Source organism: Salinibacterium sp. CAN_S4 (assembly GCF_015752305.1).
Taxonomy (GTDB): domain Bacteria; phylum Actinomycetota; class Actinomycetes; order Actinomycetales; family Microbacteriaceae; genus Rhodoglobus.
Window position 1 is genome coordinate 163,133 of sequence record NZ_JADOVB010000002.1, and the last position, 17,528, is coordinate 180,660.

Consider the following 17,528-nt stretch of genomic DNA (forward strand, 5'->3'; position numbering starts at 1 on the left):
CGCTACGGCGAGACCAGGAAGAACGGGAACACGCCGTCGTTGCGTGCGTGCACGATGACGAGAAAGACCACGACGTCCAGCAGCAGGTGCACCGTCAGCACATAAGGCAGTGACTTCGTCTGCGAGAAGATCCAGCCCTGCAGCAGGGCGAACGGGATCATCAGCAGCGGGCCCCAGGCCTGGTATCCGAGCTCCCAGAGGAACGAGACGAAGATCACCATCTGCAGCAGATTCGCCTGCCAGACCGGAAAGTGGCGTTTGAACAGCACGAAGACGGTGAGGATGAAGAACAGCTCATCCCAGGTTCCGACCGCATTCACGCCCACGAACAGGCGACCGATCTCATCCGCCGTGACCGTGTTCGGCCAGTTCAGATAGACGCCGGAGGTGATGAAGTAGAAGGGCAGGATGAGCCAGCCGAGCACCAGCACGAGGGCGATGTAGCCCCACTGCACCCTGCTCCACGGCCAGCCGCCGCGCCACGGGAACCTGATCAGTCGGTCACGGAAGACGAACCGCGAGACCAGGTAGGGAACCGTGACGGCGGCGGCCAGCACGAATCCGACGAGGAAGAAGTTGCCCCAGCTGATGTCGGCCTTGACGGAGATCGTCGACACGATCACCATCCCGATCGCGATCAGCAGCAGGTCGCGGAACAGCCCATCGGTGCGGCGGGACCTGTCGAACAGCCACGCGATGAGCAGGCCGCCGGCGAGCATGCCGTATCCGGTGAGACTCAGGGCCACCGAGGTGCCCCTGAGTGCGAAGAGCAGGATCGCGGAACTGCTCAGCAGCGTGGCAGGGATGAGCCCCCAACTCAGGGCTGGGCGGACTGTCGTGTCGGGGCTGGCGGCGGCGGGCACACCCCGATTCTGCCATGGCACCCTGCGGAAATTCAGGTTATTCAGGCCCGAGCTGTCGGGTTGGGCATCGTGATGGCGCCGGTGAAGTCGTTTCCGCGCGCCTCGGCCTCCGGGGTCCCGCTGAAGAATCCGGACTGGGCGGCGGTGTCTGCCGTCGCCCTGGTGCGCGGCGCGCTCCGCGGGATCGGCTCCTGTTCCACCATCATCACGCGGTTGCGCGGCAGCCCGGCGGGGCCGGATTTCTGCAGCCACTCGACGAGCTTCTCGCGCACGAGGCACCGCAGGTCCCACAGCCGGCCGGCATCGGACGCGCTGACCAGCACGCGAACGCTCACGAATCCGCCCGTGGCATCCGTCACCTGCACGTTCGCAACGCGGCCATCGAACAGCTCGGTCTCGGCGAGCACGACGTCGAGCTGGGTGCGCAGCTGGCCCGTATCCACCCGCCAGTCGAGGTCGAACAGGATCGCGCCGGTCAGGGCACTGCCCTGGCGGGTCCAGTTCTCGAACGGCGTCGACGTGAAATAGGTGGATGGCAGCACGACGTGCCTCTCATCCCAGGTGCGCAGCACCACATAGGTGAGGGTGATCTCCTCGATGCGACCCCATTCGCCGTTCGCGACGACGACGTCGTCCACGCGGATCGCGTCGCTGAACGCGAGCTGCATGCCCGCGAAGACGGCGGCGAGGGTGGACTGCGCCGCGAGACCTGCGACGATGGTCGCGACTCCGGCCGAAGCCAGCAGGCTGGCCCCGACGGTCTGCACCTCGGGGAAAGTCAGAAGGATCGAGCCGACCGCGAGAAGCACGATGATCGCCAGGCCGAGTCGCTGCAGGATCATGACCTGGGTGCGCACCCGGCGCGCGACGCGGTTATCCGGAACGTCGATCGGGTACCGGGTCAGCGCACGATCGATGAGCAGCCCCATCACCCCGGCCAGCAAAAAGGCTCCGGCGGCGATCGCGAGGATGCGGAACCCCTGGTCGATGAGCGGCCGCCAGTCGGGTGCGGGCAGGGTCAGGGAGACCGCGATCCAGATGCCGACTATCCCGAGCATGATGCGCGCGCGGCGGCGCACGCCGCCGAGGGACTCGTGCAGGCCAGGGTAGCGCCGCGATGCCGCCCGCACCGCCACGGTCACGATCCCGACGATGACGAGGACGACGACAACGGCGATGACCACGGCGACGCCGAGACCGATCCACGACTGCCATGAGAACTGTTCGAACATGAGACCTCCTGTCACAACCAAAATTTCAGGATACGAGACCGCTCTGGGCGCCCGGTGGGAGTGCGCAGGCACAGCCGCTCATCCCCTCGAACTGTCACAAGCCGCTACTAAGGTCGGAGGTTAGCAGCCGATGGCGACACCTCGATGGGCTGAGGGGAACCTCACTCCATCTCTGTCGCCGGATCGCCGCAAGCGAGGCAGAGTTGAGTTACTGCGCGACCGCGTAGGTGGCCACCACGATCCCGGTCGGTGATGTGTAGCTTTCCACCACCGTCATCGGAGCGTAGGTGTCGCCGAAGAGCCGGACGCCGCTGCCCAGAACGACGGGCAGGATCGTCAGGACATACCGGTCGATGAGGGCCGCATCCGCGAGCGCGCGCACGAGCATCCCGCTCCCCAGGATGACCAGGTCACCTTCCCCGTCGCCTTTCACCGCAGTGATGCTCTCGACAAGGTCACCCGTGATGGCGTACGAATTGGGGTGTGCCAACTCCGGATTCGATGTCACAACGTGCTTGGGAGTCGACCGCAGAATCTCGGTGAAGGGATTCGGGTCGGGCGTGGTGAGCCAGTGTCCGACGAGATCGTCGTAGGTACGGCGACCGAACACCATCCCGGAAGTGGAGCGCTGGCCACCCATGGCCGCCATCGCGGCATCCTGGTCGGACATGAGCAGTCTGGTCGCCCAGCCTCCGCGACTGAACCCACCGCGGGTATCTTCGTCAGGGCGCCCAGGTGACTGCATCACGCCGTCGAGCGACACGTTCTCTACAGCGACAAGCATTCTCATGCGGTCAGCATATCCACGCTATGTGTACGGCGTCTACATCTGTTGCCGTTATCGCGCCGCGGCGCACGCCGGCGTGCTCCCGTAGAATCGTGGCATTCGGCCATCCCTTCCCTGGAGCTTTGTGACCCTCTCGCCTTCTGTTCCCGACACCGTGTCGAACGCCGCTGCCACCCCCGAGAAAGTGCAGCCCTTCGCGGCGCTCGGGCTCAAGGAAGACGAGTACCTGAAGATCCGCGAGATCCTCGGTCGGCGCCCCACGAGCGGCGAGCTCGCGATGTATTCCGTGATGTGGAGCGAGCACTGCTCGTACAAGAGCAGCAAGAACTACCTTCGACAGTTCGGCCAGAAGGTCAGCCCGAAGATGAAGAAGAACCTCATGGTCGGTATGGGCGAGAACGCCGGGGTCGTGGATGTCGGCGAGGGCTGGGCCGTCACCTTCAAGATCGAGAGCCACAACCACCCGAGCTTCATCGAGCCCTTCCAGGGCGCTGCAACCGGCGTCGGCGGCATCGTCCGCGACATCATCTCCATGGGCGCACGGCCCGTCGCGGTGATGGATGCCCTGCGCTTCGGTCACATCGATGACCCCGATACCGCGCGCATCGTCCACGGCGTCGTCTCGGGCATCTCGTTCTACGCGAACTGCCTCGGCCTGCCGAACATCGGCGGAGAGACGTACTTCGACTCCGTCTACCAGGCCAACCCACTCGTCAACGCCCTCGCCGTGGGTGTGCTGCGGCACGAAGACCTGCACCTCGCGAATGCCCGCGGCGTCGGCAACAAGGTCGTGCTGTTCGGTGCCCGCACCGGCGGGGATGGCATCGGCGGGGCATCCATTCTCGCCTCGGATTCGTTCTCGGCGGGCGGCCCGACCAAGCGACCGGCCGTGCAGGTCGGCGACCCCTTTGCCGAGAAGGTGCTCATCGAGTGCTGCCTCGAGCTGTTCCAGCTCGGGCTCGTGGAGGGCATCCAGGATCTGGGCGCCGCCGGCATCTCGTGTGCGACGAGCGAGCTCGCCAGCAACGGTGACGGCGGCATGTTTATCGACCTCGAGCAGGTTCTGCTGCGCGACCCCACGCTGACCGCCGAAGAGATCCTGATGTCGGAGAGCCAGGAGCGCATGATGGCGATCGTGACTCCCGAGAAGCTCGAGGGGTTCCTCGCCGTCGTGGCGAAGTGGGATGTCGAGACGAGCGTGCTCGGCGAGGTGACCGATACCGGTCGGCTCATCATCAACTGGCGCGGCGAAGAGATCGTCAACGTCGAGCCGCGCACGGTGGCCGTCGACGGACCTGTATACGACCGCCCGGTCGCCTACCCGAGCTGGATCGACGCGCTGCAGGCCGACACCACCGCCTCGCTGCCGCGATCGACCGACCTGCGCGCAGACATGCTCGCGCTGCTCGGCTCCGCTAACCTCAGCGACAAGAGCTGGATCACCAACCAGTACGACAAGTACGTGCTCGGCAACACCGCGCTGAGCTTCCCGGACGACGGCGGTATGGTGCGCATCGACGAGGAATCCGGTCTCGGATTCGCCGTCGCCACCGACGCGAACGGCCGCTACTGCCAGCTCGACCCCTACCGCGGAGCGCAGCTCGCCCTCGCCGAGGCGTTCCGCAATGTAGCGGCGACCGGTGCGACCCCGGTCGCGGTCAGCGACTGCCTCAACTTCGGCTCCCCCGAGAATCCGGAGGTGATGTGGCAGTTCTCGAGGACCGTCGAAGCCCTTTCCGATGGATGCCTCGAACTCGAGATCCCGGTCACCGGCGGCAACGTGTCGTTCTACAACCAGACCGGCGACCAGCCCATCCACCCGACACCGGTCATCGCCGTGCTCGGAACCATCGACGACGTCGGCCGCCGCATCCCCTCGGGATGGCAGGACGAGGGCAACAACATCTACCTGCTCGGCATCACCCGTGACGAGCTCGATGGCTCAGCCTGGGCCGGCACTGTGCACGATCACCTCGGCGGCATGCCGCCCAGCGTCGACCTCGGCGGCGAGTTGAAGCTTGCGGCGCTCATCGGTGCCGGCGGTGAACAGAGCCTCGTGGCATCCGCCCACGACCTCGCCGATGGCGGGCTCAGCCAGGCTCTCGCCGAAGCCGTCATGCGCTTCGGCGTGGGCGCCCGCGTGTGGATCACCGAGATCATGGCCCGCGACGGCGTGGATGCCACGGCCGCCCTCTTCAGCGAATCGACGGGCCGCATGCTCGTGAGTGTGCCGCGCGAAGATGACGTGCGCTTCCAGGGCCTGTGCGAGGGCCGGAATTACCCGTTCCTGCGCATCGGCGTCACCGAGAACAGCGGCGAGCTCGAGGTGCAGGACGAGTTCACGATCTCCGTCGGCGAACTGCGAGGCGTGCACCGCGCGACGATGGCCGAGCGCTTCGGAGCGGTGATCGGCCAGTAGGGGCCTAAAACTCTCCCAGGAGGCCCAGCCGGTCGGCGAGGTAGGTGTCGAGGCGGCGCGGCGGATCTGTCGCGTGCCAATGGACCATGACGACTCCATCCTGCAGCGACAGGATGCCGCGGCCGTCCTCGAGCGCGGCAGCACCGACGTCGATCGGGCTGTAGTCGAAGTTCACCACCTCACCCTCGGGGAACTTCCCCCGAGCGGCGGCCCGGCGGTCGTCGCGCCGGGCCTCGGCCTCGGCCGATCTGTTGGTGACCGCGCGGAGCGGCGCTATCGCGCGGGTGACGGATCCGGTCTCGTAGAGCCGGGCATCCCGGTCGATGAGCAGCACCCCGAGCCGCCAGGCCCGACCGGCGTTCACCATCTTCGTGGACGTAGAGATCGGCCCGAGGCCACGGCCCGCCTTGACGGTGCCGAGTGCTTCGTCGTGGGTTCCGCGGGCCTCGAGGTCGGCGACGGTGCGCTGCAGCAGCGCCGCGAGCTCGGCGGCCGCCGCGGCTGCTTCTCCGGCCCCGGCTTCGGCTTCGGGCTCGGCTCCGGCTTCGGCTTCGGCTCCGGCATTCACGTCAGGCTGATCCATCCCTCCAGTCTGCCGGGTCTGTCCCCATTACCCCACCGCCGCCACCTCCCGCCACCTCCCGCCGCCCGCTGCCTCCCCCGCCGCCTCCTCCCGCCCTCCCTCTGCCGCCCCCTCCCGCGCCCCGCCATCGAGTTGACGCCAGCGGTTGTCTTCCGGGCCCCATAACCGCCGCTGGCGTCACCTCGACTGCGCAAACCGGAGGGTGGGGAGAGCTCGGCACGCGCACACCCGACAGCGCGCATACTCTCCGGATGCCCAAACCGCCGTCACCGCTCCCCCACCGCCTGGCGGGCGGGCCGTTCACGACGGCGCAGGCTCTCGAGAGCGGGGTGACCGCGTCCCGGCTGCGCAGCTCTGACCTCCGCCACCCGTTCCGTGGAGTGAACGCCCCACGCGCGCCGGCGTCGATCGTGGAACTCGCTCGCGCGTACGCCGCACGGATGCCGCGGCACGAACTGTTCTCGCACACCACGGCGGCGGGCATCCACCGACTGAGAATGCCGGATGGGTTCGCGGAACACACACTCCACGTCGCCGCGTGCGAGCCGCACCGGGCACCGCGGTCGCGTGGTATCACCGGACACCAGTGCGCCGTCACCCCGGTGACCGTGGACGGACTCCGGCTCGCACCGCCGATCGACACGTGGGTGCAGTGTGCGGGCATGCTCGGCCTCGACGACCTCATCGTGATGGGCGACGGCCTGATCCAGCGCCACAGCCCGGTCGCAACACTCGGCCAGCTCGAGTCACATGTCGGCCTGTTGCGCGGCGTGCGAGGGCTCAGGATGCTCCGGCTGGCGCTGCCGGAGTTGCGGCCGCGCACGGATTCGCCGCGCGAGACCGCGCTGAGGCTGCTGATCGTGCGTGCGGGATTTCCCGAACCCGAGGTCAACGGCCGCATCCACAATGAGTATGGCGCTCTCATCGCGCACGGCGACCTCGTGTTTCGCGAGCAGAAGGTCGTGCTCGAATACGACGGCGGGGTTCACCGGGAGAAGCGCCAGTACTTCCGCGACATCTATCGCCTCGACGACATCATGGAGGAACGCTGGCGGGTCATCCGCGTCGATAACGACCTGCTGAACCGGCCGATCACCCTCTTCTCGAAGCTGCGCCGAGCGCTCCGCCCTGACCCCTGACCGCCGGCCCCTGACCGCCGGCCCCTGACCGCGAATACTTCGCCGAGATGACCCCAACGGTCGCTATCCCGTCGCCATGACCGCCGTTTGCGTCACCTCGGCGGGGATTGCGGGGGCAAGACGGGAGCAGGAGGACGAAAGTGACGGCGGCGGCGGGGATTGCGGGGGCACGGGGACGGGAGCAGAGGAACGGGACGGGGCTGAAAACCAGAGCTAAACGTCGAAGTCGACGCCGGTCCACTCCTCGGCGAGAGCCCAGATGTGGCCGCCGAACTCGCGCGATCCACTCGTCGCGGTGGGATGCTTCAGCACGGGTCGCCCGCGCGTCAGGTAGTGCGGCCCCACGAATTCGCCGCCGGTGAACGATGGATCCAGCGCGGCTCGAACCGTGGGAGCGGCTCCGCGATTCTTGCCCTGGGTTCCGAAGGCGATGGCCGCGGCCCCCGCGCGCATCAGCGGTGTGCGATCCGCGATGCCGGGTCGCAGCGGCGTGAGTCCGTCGATGGCATAGCCGGGATGCGCGAGCACAGCCGTGACATCCGGAACCTTCCCGAACGTGGTGGAGACCCGCACCCGTCGGTCGAGCTCGAGGATGAACCCCTGCATCGCGTGCTTCGAGAGCGAGTATGCGCGGAAGGAGTTGTAGCCGCGCCTGCTCAGCATGTCGCCGGGGTTCGGCAGCACGAGCAGGGTGCTGATGCTGCCGAGGCCGACGACCCTGCTGCCTTCGGTGCGGGTGAGGGCCGGCCAGGCGAGCGCGGTGAGGGCGAAGTGTCCGATGAAGTTGGTGGCCATCGTCAGCTCGAGACCGTCGACGGATTCCTGGCGTTCGCCAGAGCCCGTGGTAGTCCCGGCGTTCAGGATGAGCCCGTCGAGGCGACCATAGTCGGCGAGCCTGGCTCCGGCCTCGCGCACCGAGTCGAGTGATGCGAGATCGACCGTGAGCGTGTCGATGGATGCCCCGGCCACGTTCCCGCGGATCGACGAGGCCGCCAACCCGGCCCGCGCGGGGTTGCGCGACGCGAGCACCACGTGGGCTCCGGTCGACGCGAGTTGCTCAGCGGTGAAGTAACCCAGCCCCGCATTGCCGCCCGTGACGACGAAGGTGCGGCCATCCTGCCGGGGTAGGTGTGAAGGGATCCAGCTCATACTCCGAGCGTACGCGGCGCGGCTGGACGAATGACGACAGCAACAGCTATTTCTGCGTGTCGATGGCTCCGGTGGACGCGATCTGCTCGTGGTGGTGGATAACCTCCGCCACGATGAAGTTGAGGAACTTCTCCGCGAAGGCCGGATCGAGCCTGGCGTCTTCGGCGAGCGCCCTGAGCCTGGCGATCTGGACTTTCTCGCGATCGGGGTCTGAGGCGGGCAGCCCCGTGCTGGCCTTGAGCCTGCCGACGGTCTGGGTGAACTTGAACCGCTCGGCGAGCAGGTGGATCAGCGCCGCGTCGATATTGTCGATGCTGCGTCGGAGGCTCGTGAGTTCGGCCGACGCCTCTTCCGGTTCGTCATTCATGCTCATGGGGACACGCTAGCGGCTGGGGGCATGTCACGTGAATCCTCGTCAGCTGGTGCCGGCAGCGAACTGTGCCACGCGGGCCACAAGCCCGGCCCTGACCTCGGGCCAGTCATCCACGATGATCGAATACACCGCGGCGTCTCGCCAGGTGCCGTCGGCCCTGAGCTGGTCCCGCCTGGTGACCCCTTCGAACCGCGCACCGAGTTTGGCGATCGCCGCTCGCGACCTCGCGTTCACCGCATCGGCCTGCAGCTTGATCCTGCCGAACCCGTGATCGAACGCCTCGTCGAGCATGAGCAGTTTCGATTCAGGATTCACGGCGGAGCCCCAGACCGACGGCGAGTACGCCGTCCATCCGATGTGCGCACTCTCCTTGACGAGCTCGAAATCGCCAAGGGTGGACGTGCCGACCATGGTCGGTTCCGACGTGGTGCCGTCCTGCAGCCAGACGCCGTAGACGTTCGCGATATCGCGGCGGTAGTAGTTGTGCGCGAACTCGATGAATCCAGCCTCGGTCGATGGCATCCCCGCCGCGCCCCCGCCATATCCGCCTTCGAAGACGTCAGGCCTGCCGATCGCGCCGTAGAGGGCGGGCAGATGCTCATCCTCGAGAGGCATGAGCCTGACGACGCTTCCGTCGAGAACTCGGGGAGCAGGTCTGATTGCTGGCATGTGTCCATTATGGCTGCGCCCATTGAGGCTGTGCCCATCAAGGCTGTGCCCTTAAGGCTGTGCCCTTAAGGCTGTGCACTGCCCGCCGACCGGAAGAGTACGTCTGTCCCCCCAAGTGGAGCATAGATGCACCACAACAGGGGATACCCGTGAGGGTGATAGCGCGGGTTAATGGAATCTCCCCCACCATATGCGCCGACACCAGAGGTACCGAGGAGACCGGATGCCACGCCCGCTCCATCTCGGCATACCCAGCGTCGGAACTATCGCCGCGACGGGGTTCTCCCCGCCTGAGCAGTCGACCAGGGTGACGATCCTGCACAGCGTGCCGCTCGTTCCCGTGCGCGACATCGTTGCCGCCGCGCTGGCCGAGGATCGTGACGATCGCGACATCCTGTGGGTCGATCTCGCGCAGGGAACGGGCCCCTGGGAGAGCCTCAGGTCAACGGTCGCCACGGCGTTCGGCGCAGCTGTGTCCGGCGATCCGTTCGACGCCATCGCCGCATTCACGCCCACACTGACACGACCCTTGCTTCTGGCCGTCGACCTTCACCCCGGGGTCAATACGACAGTGGATTCCGGCCTGCTCGACCTGCTCGCCACCTCGCCGCTTTTGTCGATCGTGGCCGTCTGCACCGGCCGCCGCGCGCTCATGGCACGGGCTCGGCTGGAGTTCGGCGCCGTCACCGTGCCGCCGTCGGCGCTGGTCGTCGACGCTCCGGGCATCCGCGCTGCCGCCGCCGAAGTCGGTCTTTCCCTGAGCCACGCCGCAGCGGCCGGGCTTGCGCAGTCCGCGCTCGCCCAGGCCGACGTGCTCCCCGCGGCGTTGGCCATGATGGAGCCGGATGCCGAAGCCGACGCCGATCCGGATACCAACGCGATCCGCCTTCGTGCCGAGATCTCGTATGTGCTCGAGTTGAGGGCGACCGCAATGTCTGACGAGCAACTGGAGTCTGCGGCATCCATCGCCGTTCCCGCCACCGTCAGCACCCGGATGCTGGCCGACATCACCGGGCTGGATGTGGGTGACCGTGAACTGCAGCGGCTCACTCAGTCGCGGGTGCTGCTGCGCGATGGCCAGCTGCACCTCGAACCCACCCTGCGTCGCGCTGTGCTGGATGAGGCGCGGTCGCGCATCCCTCGCACGCTAGCCCGGCTTCATGGAGCGGCAGCCCGGCATCACCTCGCGACCGGCAGGGCATTCGACGCGCTCTCCCACTTCGCGCAGGCCGAAGACTGGACCGCGCTCGTCGGGACGATCGACCGCTCGCTCGTGGACCTGATGGCGGAAGACCAGCAGGCCCTGCACCGCATCATCCTCGAGCTGCCTCGCGCCGTCCGCGACGAGCATCCACGACTGAGCCTGTATGTCGAAAGCGAGTGGAAGCGCAGCGAGCCGGATGCGCCGCCCTACCTTGCCATCTCGAGGAGGATGCCGGCGACGCTGTCGCGCCTTCCCGATGTCATGGCCCCCTGGGACCGCCTCGTCGCTCTGCTCACGAGGGCGCTCCTGCTGCGACTGAAGAGCGATTATTCCGGTGCGCTCGAGACCGCCGACGAGCTCGACGAGCTGCTCGAGACTGACGAAATGATCGACCGGCCGCCGCTCATGGTCGCGGAGGCGCACTTCCAGGCAGGCATGTGCCGGCTGCTCGGCCTCGACCTGGCCGGCGCACGGGAGAGCTTCCACCGCAGCGCCGATGTGGCACGCGGGCTCGATACGGCGGCGTACCAGTCGTCATCGAGGGCGACGGCGGCGCTCGCCCTGACCCGGGCCCTCGAGGGCGAGATCGAGCAGGCGTCAGCCCTGCTGCTGGCGCTGGACGCGATGGTCGACACGTCGACGCTCGTGGCCCATGCGCTCGTCGACATTAGCAGAATGGATCCGGCGGGTGCCCGCCACTGGATCGCGCAGCTCGGCGAGCTGCGCGACGGCGACGAGTTCTGGGCTTTCGCGGTGCACGCCGAGAACCGTTATGGCCTCTACTGGGGTGACCCCGTTGAGACCGATTCCGACCTCGATCGTGCCTGGGCCGAGCACGGAGACCAGCTCGTGTCGGGCTCGACCGCCCAGGTGCTGCTCACGAGCGATGCCGCAGATCTCGCCCTGCTCCTCGGCCAGCTCCCGAGGGCCGAATCGGCGCTCGAACAGGCGACGGTGCGCAACACGTGGATCTCGGTGTGCCGCGCGAGGCTCGCACTGCTGTCAGGCAACCCGAAACACGCGCTGCTGTTCATCCTCGAAGGTCAGGGTCGCGGCCGCACGGAGCGCCACGGCCAGCTCGACCTTGCCGTGTTGCGCGCGGCATCCGAGCACGCTCTCGATCGCGAGGAGGATGCGACGGCGTCGCTGCTGCGGGCCATCAACCAGTCGAACAAGTCGGGTGTGATCGTGCCGTTCCACCTGCTCCCGCTGGAGACGCTGAGTTCGCTGGCGTCCCTGCATCCGGACGCAGAGGCATTCGTCGCCAGGCACGCGCTGCGCGGAACCAGCTATCTCGCCCCCTACCAGACGCTTGCCGGTGCCCTCAGCGAGCGTGAACTCGTGGTGCTCCGCGCGCTCGACCCCGGCGCAACGATCGAACAGGTCGCCCGCAAGCTGTTCGTCGCCAACAACACCGTGAAAGCCCAGTTGCGCAGCATCTACCGAAAGCTCAATGTGTCGACCCGGACCGAGGCTCTGCTCGTGGCAGCCGAACTCGGCCTGCTCGACGAGGATCCCCGCAGCGCGTGACCCGTGTGCTGCAGCTGGCCTAGTTGCGCTCGATCGACCTCGGCAGGATTACCGTGTCTTCGAGGATCTCCTCGAGGGACGAGTCCAGTTCGCGCTGGCGCGCCTCGAGCTGTTCCCGGATGCGGCGCTCGACCAACTGCTGCTCGTAGGCGAGCCGTTCGTCGGCCGCCCGCTCCAGTTCGCGGGATTTGAGGGCGTAACTCTCCCGCGCGATGCGCTCTCGCGACACCACCGCCGAGTTCACATCCGTCTCGGGATTGTCGCCGACGGTGACCTTCACCGGGCCGGACTGCCGGCTGGCCCTGGATCGGGCCGCCTGGCGGGGCGAGCCGCCGGGCGCATCCTCGATGATCGTGTCGATCGTTCTCTCTGCAGGAGGTGTCGCCGCGGGAAGCGTGTCGACTGCGCGGGACACGGGCGTGGTGCTGATCACCGGACTGCCCGCTGGCCTCGAGGAGCGACGCGGGGATCCGGAACTCGCGAAGACGGGCAGCTCCGTCACCATCGTCATGCCGGGGTGAACCCTCGAGCGCGACACCGGGGGCAGGGTGTCTTCCGCCGGGGCGAATCGCGACGACGGCGTCAGCTCGGTCTTCCGCGAGACCGGCGCGGCAACGGGGCTCACCTCGAGGGTCGGCAGCGTCTCGACGACTCGTCGGGCTGTCAGCTTCTGCACGGCGAGCGCGATCCAGCTCCGGGGGGAGCTGTACGACGGCTGGCGCATGGGCGTGGGTGACTCCGGTCACGTGTTCTGGACGGTCGGCGGCGCGGCGGGTGACTGGCGCTCCGCGAACGTCATCGCGGTGAAGGCAATCACCCTCCGGCTCGGGGTGGACCGGAGGGTGATTGTTGTCTTCGGGGGTGCCGACCGTCAGCGTTCGAGGGGGGTAAACGCTGCCGTCGGGTTGTCGGCAATCCCATAGTACTGTCCCCCAAAAGGCGGACATGGACCCCCGCGGCCGAAACGCAGGGGTCATCGAGGGGTTAAGTCGGGGGTTAACCGTTCAGGAGGTCGTGCCGGGTGATGATCGCCTCGCGGTCCGGTCCGACGCCGATGGCAGAGATGCGGGATCCGCTCATCGCCTCGATCGCGAGCACGTAATCCTGTGCGTTCTTCGGCAGCTCCTCGAACGTGCGGGCGCCGGTGATGTCGTCGTCCCAGCCGGGGAACTCTTCGTAGATCGGCACGGCGTGGTGGAAATCCGATTGCGAGACCGGAACCTCGTCGACCCTGACGCCGTCGACGCTGTAGGCGACACAGACGGGGATCGTCTTCAGTCCGGTGAGAACGTCGAGTTTGGTGATGACGAAGTCGGTGACACCGTTGATGCGGGCCGAGTAGCGGGCGATGGGCGCGTCGTACCAGCCTGTGCGGCGCGGGCGACCCGTCGTGGTGCCGAACTCGAAGCCACGGGCCCGCAGCCACTCCCCCGACTCGTCGTGGAGTTCCGTCGGGAAGGGGCCGGCGCCGACACGGGTCGTGTACGCCTTGACGATTCCGATGACACGCTCGAGGCGGTTCGGGGCCACTCCCGACCCCGTCGCTGCGCCTCCACTGGTGGAGTTGGAGGAGGTGACGAACGGGTAGGTGCCGTGGTCGACATCCAGCATCGTCGCCTGTCCGCCTTCGAAGACGACGGTCTTGCCGGCGTCGAGCGCCTGGTTCAGCAGCAGTCCGGTGTCTGCCACCATCGGGCGCAGTCGGTCGACATAGCTCAGCAGGTCTTCGACGACCTCGTCGACGGCGATGGCTCTGCGATTGTAGATCTTGACGAGCAGGTGGTTTTTGGCGTGCAGGGCGCCCTCCACCTTCTGGCGCAGGATGTTCTCGTCGAACAGGTCCTGGATCCGGATGCCGACCCGGTTGATCTTGTCGGCGTAGGCCGGGCCGATGCCGCGACCGGTGGTTCCGATCTGGCGCTTGCCGAGGAACCGCTCGGTCACCTTGTCGAGGGTGCGGTGGTACTGGGTGATGACGTGCGCGTTGGCGCTCACCTTGAGCTTCGAGACGTCGACGCCGCGAGACGCGAGGGCGTTCAGTTCATCGAACAGCACTTCGATGTCGACGACGACGCCATTGCCGATGACGGGGACGACGCCGTCGGTCAGGATGCCGGACGGCAGCAGGTGCAGTGCGTACTTCTGGTTGCCGACGACGACGGTGTGGCCCGCATTATTGCCGCCATTGAACTTGACGACGTAGTCGGTGCGGTCTGCCAGGAGGTCGGTGGCTTTGCCTTTACCCTCGTCGCCCCACTGGGCGCCGATGATGACGATTGCTGGCACGGTGAGGCCTCTCGTAGAGAACGGGATTACGCCCCATTCTACCCGCCACGTCGAGGGTGAGGGTTTCCCGACAGTCTGCAAACTATCTTGCACACTGCTGTGCAAGATAGTAGCCTGACCATCATGACCACCACGAGATCTCCCCGCAGGGATGCCACGGAGAACCGTGACGCGCTGCTCGCCGCCGCGCGCATCGAGCTCAACCTCGACGCCGAAGCCTCGCTCGAGACCATCGCGGCCAGGGCCGGGCTCTCCCGTCGCTCCGTATACGGCCACTTCGCGACCCGCGACGAGCTGTTGCGCGAGCTCGTGACCATCGGAGCCACCCGGATCGCCGGAGCCATGGCGGGGGTCGATCATCCACGCCCGACAGTGAGGCTCGCCCTCATCGCCTCCCGGCTGTGGCGCGAAGTCGCCGATATCAAAGTCATGGCGGTCTTCGCCGTGCGCGGCCCACTCAAGGCCCACACCGCCGCGGCCCTGCAACCGCTGCGGGACAGGGTGGCCGCGGCGATCGCGGCCGGGGTCGCGACCGGCGAGCTGCGCTCAGACATACCGGCCGACCGCCTGACCAGGCTCGTCGAGAATGCCGCCCTCTCCGCCCTCGCCGAAGCATCGCGCGAACGCATGGACGACCGGGAAGCCCACCGGCTCGTGATGCTGCTCGTGCTCGGCACCGTCGGGCTCGGTGCCGCCGACTCCGCCGCGATCATTGACGGGCACCCCGAACTCGAATGGACGGCACGCTGATGCTGATCGCCCTCGAGAATGCGGCTATCGGCAGCGGTCTCGGCGCCGAAGTGCCAGCCCTCACGGTCTGGGCGGGCCCCGGCACACCGACAGTCGTTCGCGTCGAGACGGCCGAACGCCCGATGCTCGTCTCGATGATGCTGGGCGGTCGCATCGCGGTCGACGCGGGCAGCATCCGGATGGATGACCGGGCCGACCTCGACGCGCTGCGCCGGCGCACGGCTCTCGTCGACACCCCCGTCGTGGCGGAGCCGAGCCCGGGGGCGAGCCTGTCCGGGGTGGTCGCCGAAGAACTCACGTTCGCCGACCTCCCCGCCGGACGCCGTGTCGTTCGCGCCTTCCTCGAGCAGCACGAGTTACTCAGGTTCGCACGCATTCCCCTCCGGGCGCTGCCCGCCAACGACAGGGTGCGGCTGCTGTGCGAGCTGGCCCTGCTGCGGCCGGGCATCCTGGGCATCATCCTGACCTCGCCGGAGCGCCACGGTGGCGAGCCCGAGAGCTGGTACCCGTCGCTCGAGGAGATCGCGGCCCGTGGCATCAGCGTGGTGGTCGTCACCGACGCGGCGACGGCCGACCTGCTGCTGAACCTGGGCGCGCGCGACGCGACGTCCCTGCCCCCGGTGAACCCACACACAGAAGAAGCATCATGAAGATCATCACTCTCGTCCGATCAGAGTTCGCCAGGCTGACATCGAGCCGCATCGGCATCACCGCCCTCATAGCGCTCATGGCCGTGCCCGTCATCTACGGCGGGATGTACCTCTGGGGCAACGCCGACCCCTACGACCGGCTCGACCAGATCCCGGCGGCGGTCGTCGTAAGCGATGCCGGAGCAACCTCCGACGGTTCCCGCGTGAATTACGGGCAGGATGCCGCTGAGCAACTGGTCGACGACCAGCGCTTCGGCTGGGTGCTGGTCTCAGCGGATGATGCGGCCTCCGGAGTCACGGATGGCACCTACGACTTCAGCCTCACGTTCCCCGCGCACTTCTCGAGCGACCTCCAGTCCGCCGGCAGTGACGCTCCCGTGACGGCATCCCTCGAGCTGACCACCAACGACACCAACAGCTACCTGAGCACTACCCTCGCCAAGCAGGCGGCGGCGGCCGTGCAGGTCGCGCTGGTCGAGAAGGTGGGCGCTGAGGCATCCAGGACTCTTCTCGATGCCGTCGATTCGCTGCGCACCGGACTGGTGGATGCAAACACCGGCGCGACGACGCTGGCGGATGCCACGACGACAGCCGCGCAGGGTGCGACGACCCTCGCCTCGGGTGCGCAGTCGCTCGCCGCCGGGGCAGAATCGTTCAGCGAGGGCCTCGCCACCCTCGACGCGAGCGCTGGAGCGCTGCCGTCCGGCGCCGCCGCCCTGTCCAGCGGAGCATCCTCCGTCGCCACGGGTCTCGGTTCAGCCTCGACCGCGGGAGAGCAGCTCGCCGGTGTCGCGTCGCAGGCGGCTGCTCTTACTCCAGCGGTTCGCGCTGACGTTGTGACGGCACTTGACAACGCCGGCGTCTCCCCCGCCGAGCAGCAGCCGATCCTCGCAGAACTCGACGCTCTCGGTCGTGCGACAGGGGGCTCCAGCGCGATCGCGGCAGCTCTTGCTCCCAGCCTGAGCACGCTCGCCTCGGGCGCCACGCAGGTCTCGGACGGCGCGGCCGCGTTGAGCGCGCAGGCACCGGCCCTCGCGGGAGCCATCGGCAGCGCCGCGGAGGGCGCATCCACCCTCTCCGATGGAGCAGCAACCGCGGCCACCGGGGCCACGCAGCTCAGCGATGGCATGGCACAGCTGGCCGACGGCTCTGCGACGTTGCGCGATTCTCTCGCCGACGGCGTCTCGAAGGTTCCCGCGACCACCGTCTCGTCGAGGGATGCCACGGCCACCGCCATCGCCTCTCCCCTGACGGTCGACCAGGACGCCATCACCGAGGCGCAGAACTACGGCGCCGGGCTCGCGCCGTTCTTCATCAGCCTCGCGGCCTGGATCGGGATGTACGCACTCTTCCTGCTCGTGCGCCCGCTGTCGCGACGGGCGCTCACCGCGGTGCGTCGGCCCGTTCGCACGGCGATCGCGGGGTGGTTGACTCCCGCGACGCTCGGCGTGGTGCAGATGGTGGCCCTGTTCGCGGTGGTGACCCTCGTGCTCGGGCTGAAGCCGGAGAATCCCGCCGGGCTGCTCGCGTTCATGATCCTCATCTCCGTGACGTTTGCGGCGATCGTGCACGCGCTCAACGTCTGGCTCGGCAGTGTCGGGCAGTTCATCGCGCTGTTGCTCATGATCGTGCAATTGGTCGTCGCGGGCGGAACCTTCCCCTGGCAGACGCTGCCGACACCACTCGCGCTGTTGCATCAGGCGTTACCCATGAGTCACGCCGTGGAGGGTGTGCGCCAGCTCACCTATGGCGATACGTCGAACCTGGCCGGGGCGATCGTTCCGCTGGTGGCGTGGATGCTCGTCGCCCTCGCGATCAGCGTGCTCGGAGCCCTGAAACAGGGCAGGGTACGGACCCTGCGGGAACTGCGACCGTCACCGCTCGCGGGCTGACC

At 67.6% G+C, this 17,528-nt stretch carries 15 protein-coding genes; 6 read left to right on the top strand and 9 right to left on the bottom strand.

Going from position 1 to position 17,528, the window contains the following annotated elements; genetic code table 11:
* Positions 1-2 precede the first annotated feature (2 nt).
* From IWX81_RS07195 to IWX81_RS07205, 3 genes are all read right to left on the bottom strand, one after another.
* Complete coding sequence (locus tag IWX81_RS07195) at positions 3-863, bottom strand: CPBP family glutamic-type intramembrane protease (protein WP_199280643.1); 861 nt, start codon at positions 861-863, stop codon at positions 3-5.
* Between the two features lie 41 nt (positions 864-904).
* Complete coding sequence (locus IWX81_RS07200) at positions 905-2,095, bottom strand: mechanosensitive ion channel family protein (RefSeq protein ID WP_199280644.1); 1,191 nt, start codon at positions 2,093-2,095, stop codon at positions 905-907.
* 208 nt (positions 2,096-2,303) lie between these two features.
* The gene (locus IWX81_RS07205; protein ID WP_199280645.1) at positions 2,304-2,885 is read right to left on the bottom strand and encodes a dihydrofolate reductase family protein; all 582 of its coding nucleotides are present in this window, start codon (positions 2,883-2,885) and stop codon (positions 2,304-2,306) included.
* 121 nt (positions 2,886-3,006) lie between these two features.
* On the opposite strand from IWX81_RS07205, the gene purL reads away from it, so the two are divergent.
* The gene (gene purL / locus IWX81_RS07210) at positions 3,007-5,301 is read left to right on the top strand and encodes a phosphoribosylformylglycinamidine synthase subunit PurL (protein ID WP_199280646.1); all 2,295 of its coding nucleotides are present in this window, start codon (positions 3,007-3,009) and stop codon (positions 5,299-5,301) included.
* A gap of 4 nt (positions 5,302-5,305) precedes the next feature.
* On the opposite strand, the gene IWX81_RS07215 is transcribed toward purL, so the two are convergent.
* Positions 5,306-5,884, bottom strand: a complete 579-nt coding sequence (locus IWX81_RS07215; protein WP_199280647.1) for a hypothetical protein — start codon at positions 5,882-5,884, stop codon at positions 5,306-5,308.
* Positions 5,885-6,135: 251 nt separating this feature from the next.
* Here IWX81_RS07215 and IWX81_RS07220 point away from each other — a divergent pair, with 251 nt between their 5' ends.
* Positions 6,136-7,023, top strand: a complete 888-nt coding sequence (locus IWX81_RS07220; protein WP_199280648.1) for a hypothetical protein — start codon at positions 6,136-6,138, stop codon at positions 7,021-7,023.
* A gap of 213 nt (positions 7,024-7,236) precedes the next feature.
* Here IWX81_RS07220 and IWX81_RS07225 read toward each other — a convergent pair whose 3' ends face one another.
* Genes IWX81_RS07225 through IWX81_RS07235 form a run of 3 tightly spaced genes read right to left on the bottom strand, consistent with a single transcriptional unit; the run spans position 7,237 to position 9,214 of the window.
* Positions 7,237-8,172, bottom strand: a complete 936-nt coding sequence (locus IWX81_RS07225; RefSeq protein WP_199280649.1) for an SDR family NAD(P)-dependent oxidoreductase — start codon at positions 8,170-8,172, stop codon at positions 7,237-7,239.
* A 46-nt stretch (positions 8,173-8,218) separates the two neighbouring features.
* Entirely contained in the window at positions 8,219-8,539 is a 321-nt protein-coding gene (locus IWX81_RS07230; protein WP_199280986.1) for a chorismate mutase, read from the bottom strand.
* 48 nt (positions 8,540-8,587) lie between these two features.
* Positions 8,588-9,214: a GNAT family N-acetyltransferase gene (locus IWX81_RS07235; protein WP_199280650.1), complete on the bottom strand. Its 627-nt coding sequence runs from the start codon at positions 9,212-9,214 to the stop codon at positions 8,588-8,590.
* Between the two features lie 223 nt (positions 9,215-9,437).
* Between IWX81_RS07235 and IWX81_RS07240 the strand changes: the two genes are divergently transcribed.
* The gene (locus IWX81_RS07240; protein ID WP_199280651.1) at positions 9,438-11,948 is read left to right on the top strand and encodes a helix-turn-helix transcriptional regulator; all 2,511 of its coding nucleotides are present in this window, start codon (positions 9,438-9,440) and stop codon (positions 11,946-11,948) included.
* A gap of 19 nt (positions 11,949-11,967) precedes the next feature.
* Here IWX81_RS07240 and IWX81_RS14965 read toward each other — a convergent pair whose 3' ends face one another.
* Together IWX81_RS14965 and IWX81_RS07255 are read right to left on the bottom strand one after the other, a co-directional pair.
* A complete protein-coding gene (locus IWX81_RS14965; protein ID WP_334593478.1) occupies positions 11,968-12,672 on the bottom strand; it encodes a hypothetical protein in 705 nt (234 codons plus the stop codon).
* Positions 12,673-12,944: 272 nt separating this feature from the next.
* Positions 12,945-14,234: an adenylosuccinate synthase gene (locus IWX81_RS07255; protein ID WP_199280654.1), complete on the bottom strand. Its 1,290-nt coding sequence runs from the start codon at positions 14,232-14,234 to the stop codon at positions 12,945-12,947.
* Between the two features lie 123 nt (positions 14,235-14,357).
* Between IWX81_RS07255 and IWX81_RS07260 the strand changes: the two genes are divergently transcribed.
* From IWX81_RS07260 to IWX81_RS07270, 3 genes are read left to right on the top strand one after another with little or no spacing between them, the layout of a single operon-like run.
* Positions 14,358-14,984: a TetR/AcrR family transcriptional regulator gene (locus tag IWX81_RS07260; protein WP_199280655.1), complete on the top strand. Its 627-nt coding sequence runs from the start codon at positions 14,358-14,360 to the stop codon at positions 14,982-14,984.
* Positions 14,969-15,634, top strand: a complete 666-nt coding sequence (locus IWX81_RS07265) for a hypothetical protein (RefSeq protein ID WP_199280656.1) — start codon at positions 14,969-14,971, stop codon at positions 15,632-15,634. Before IWX81_RS07260 ends, IWX81_RS07265 begins: the two co-directional genes overlap by 16 nt.
* Complete coding sequence (locus IWX81_RS07270) at positions 15,631-17,526, top strand: YhgE/Pip family protein (protein WP_199280657.1); 1,896 nt, start codon at positions 15,631-15,633, stop codon at positions 17,524-17,526. The genes IWX81_RS07265 and IWX81_RS07270 overlap by 4 nt, the downstream gene beginning before the upstream one ends.
* The last annotated feature ends 2 nt before the right edge of the window (positions 17,527-17,528 follow it).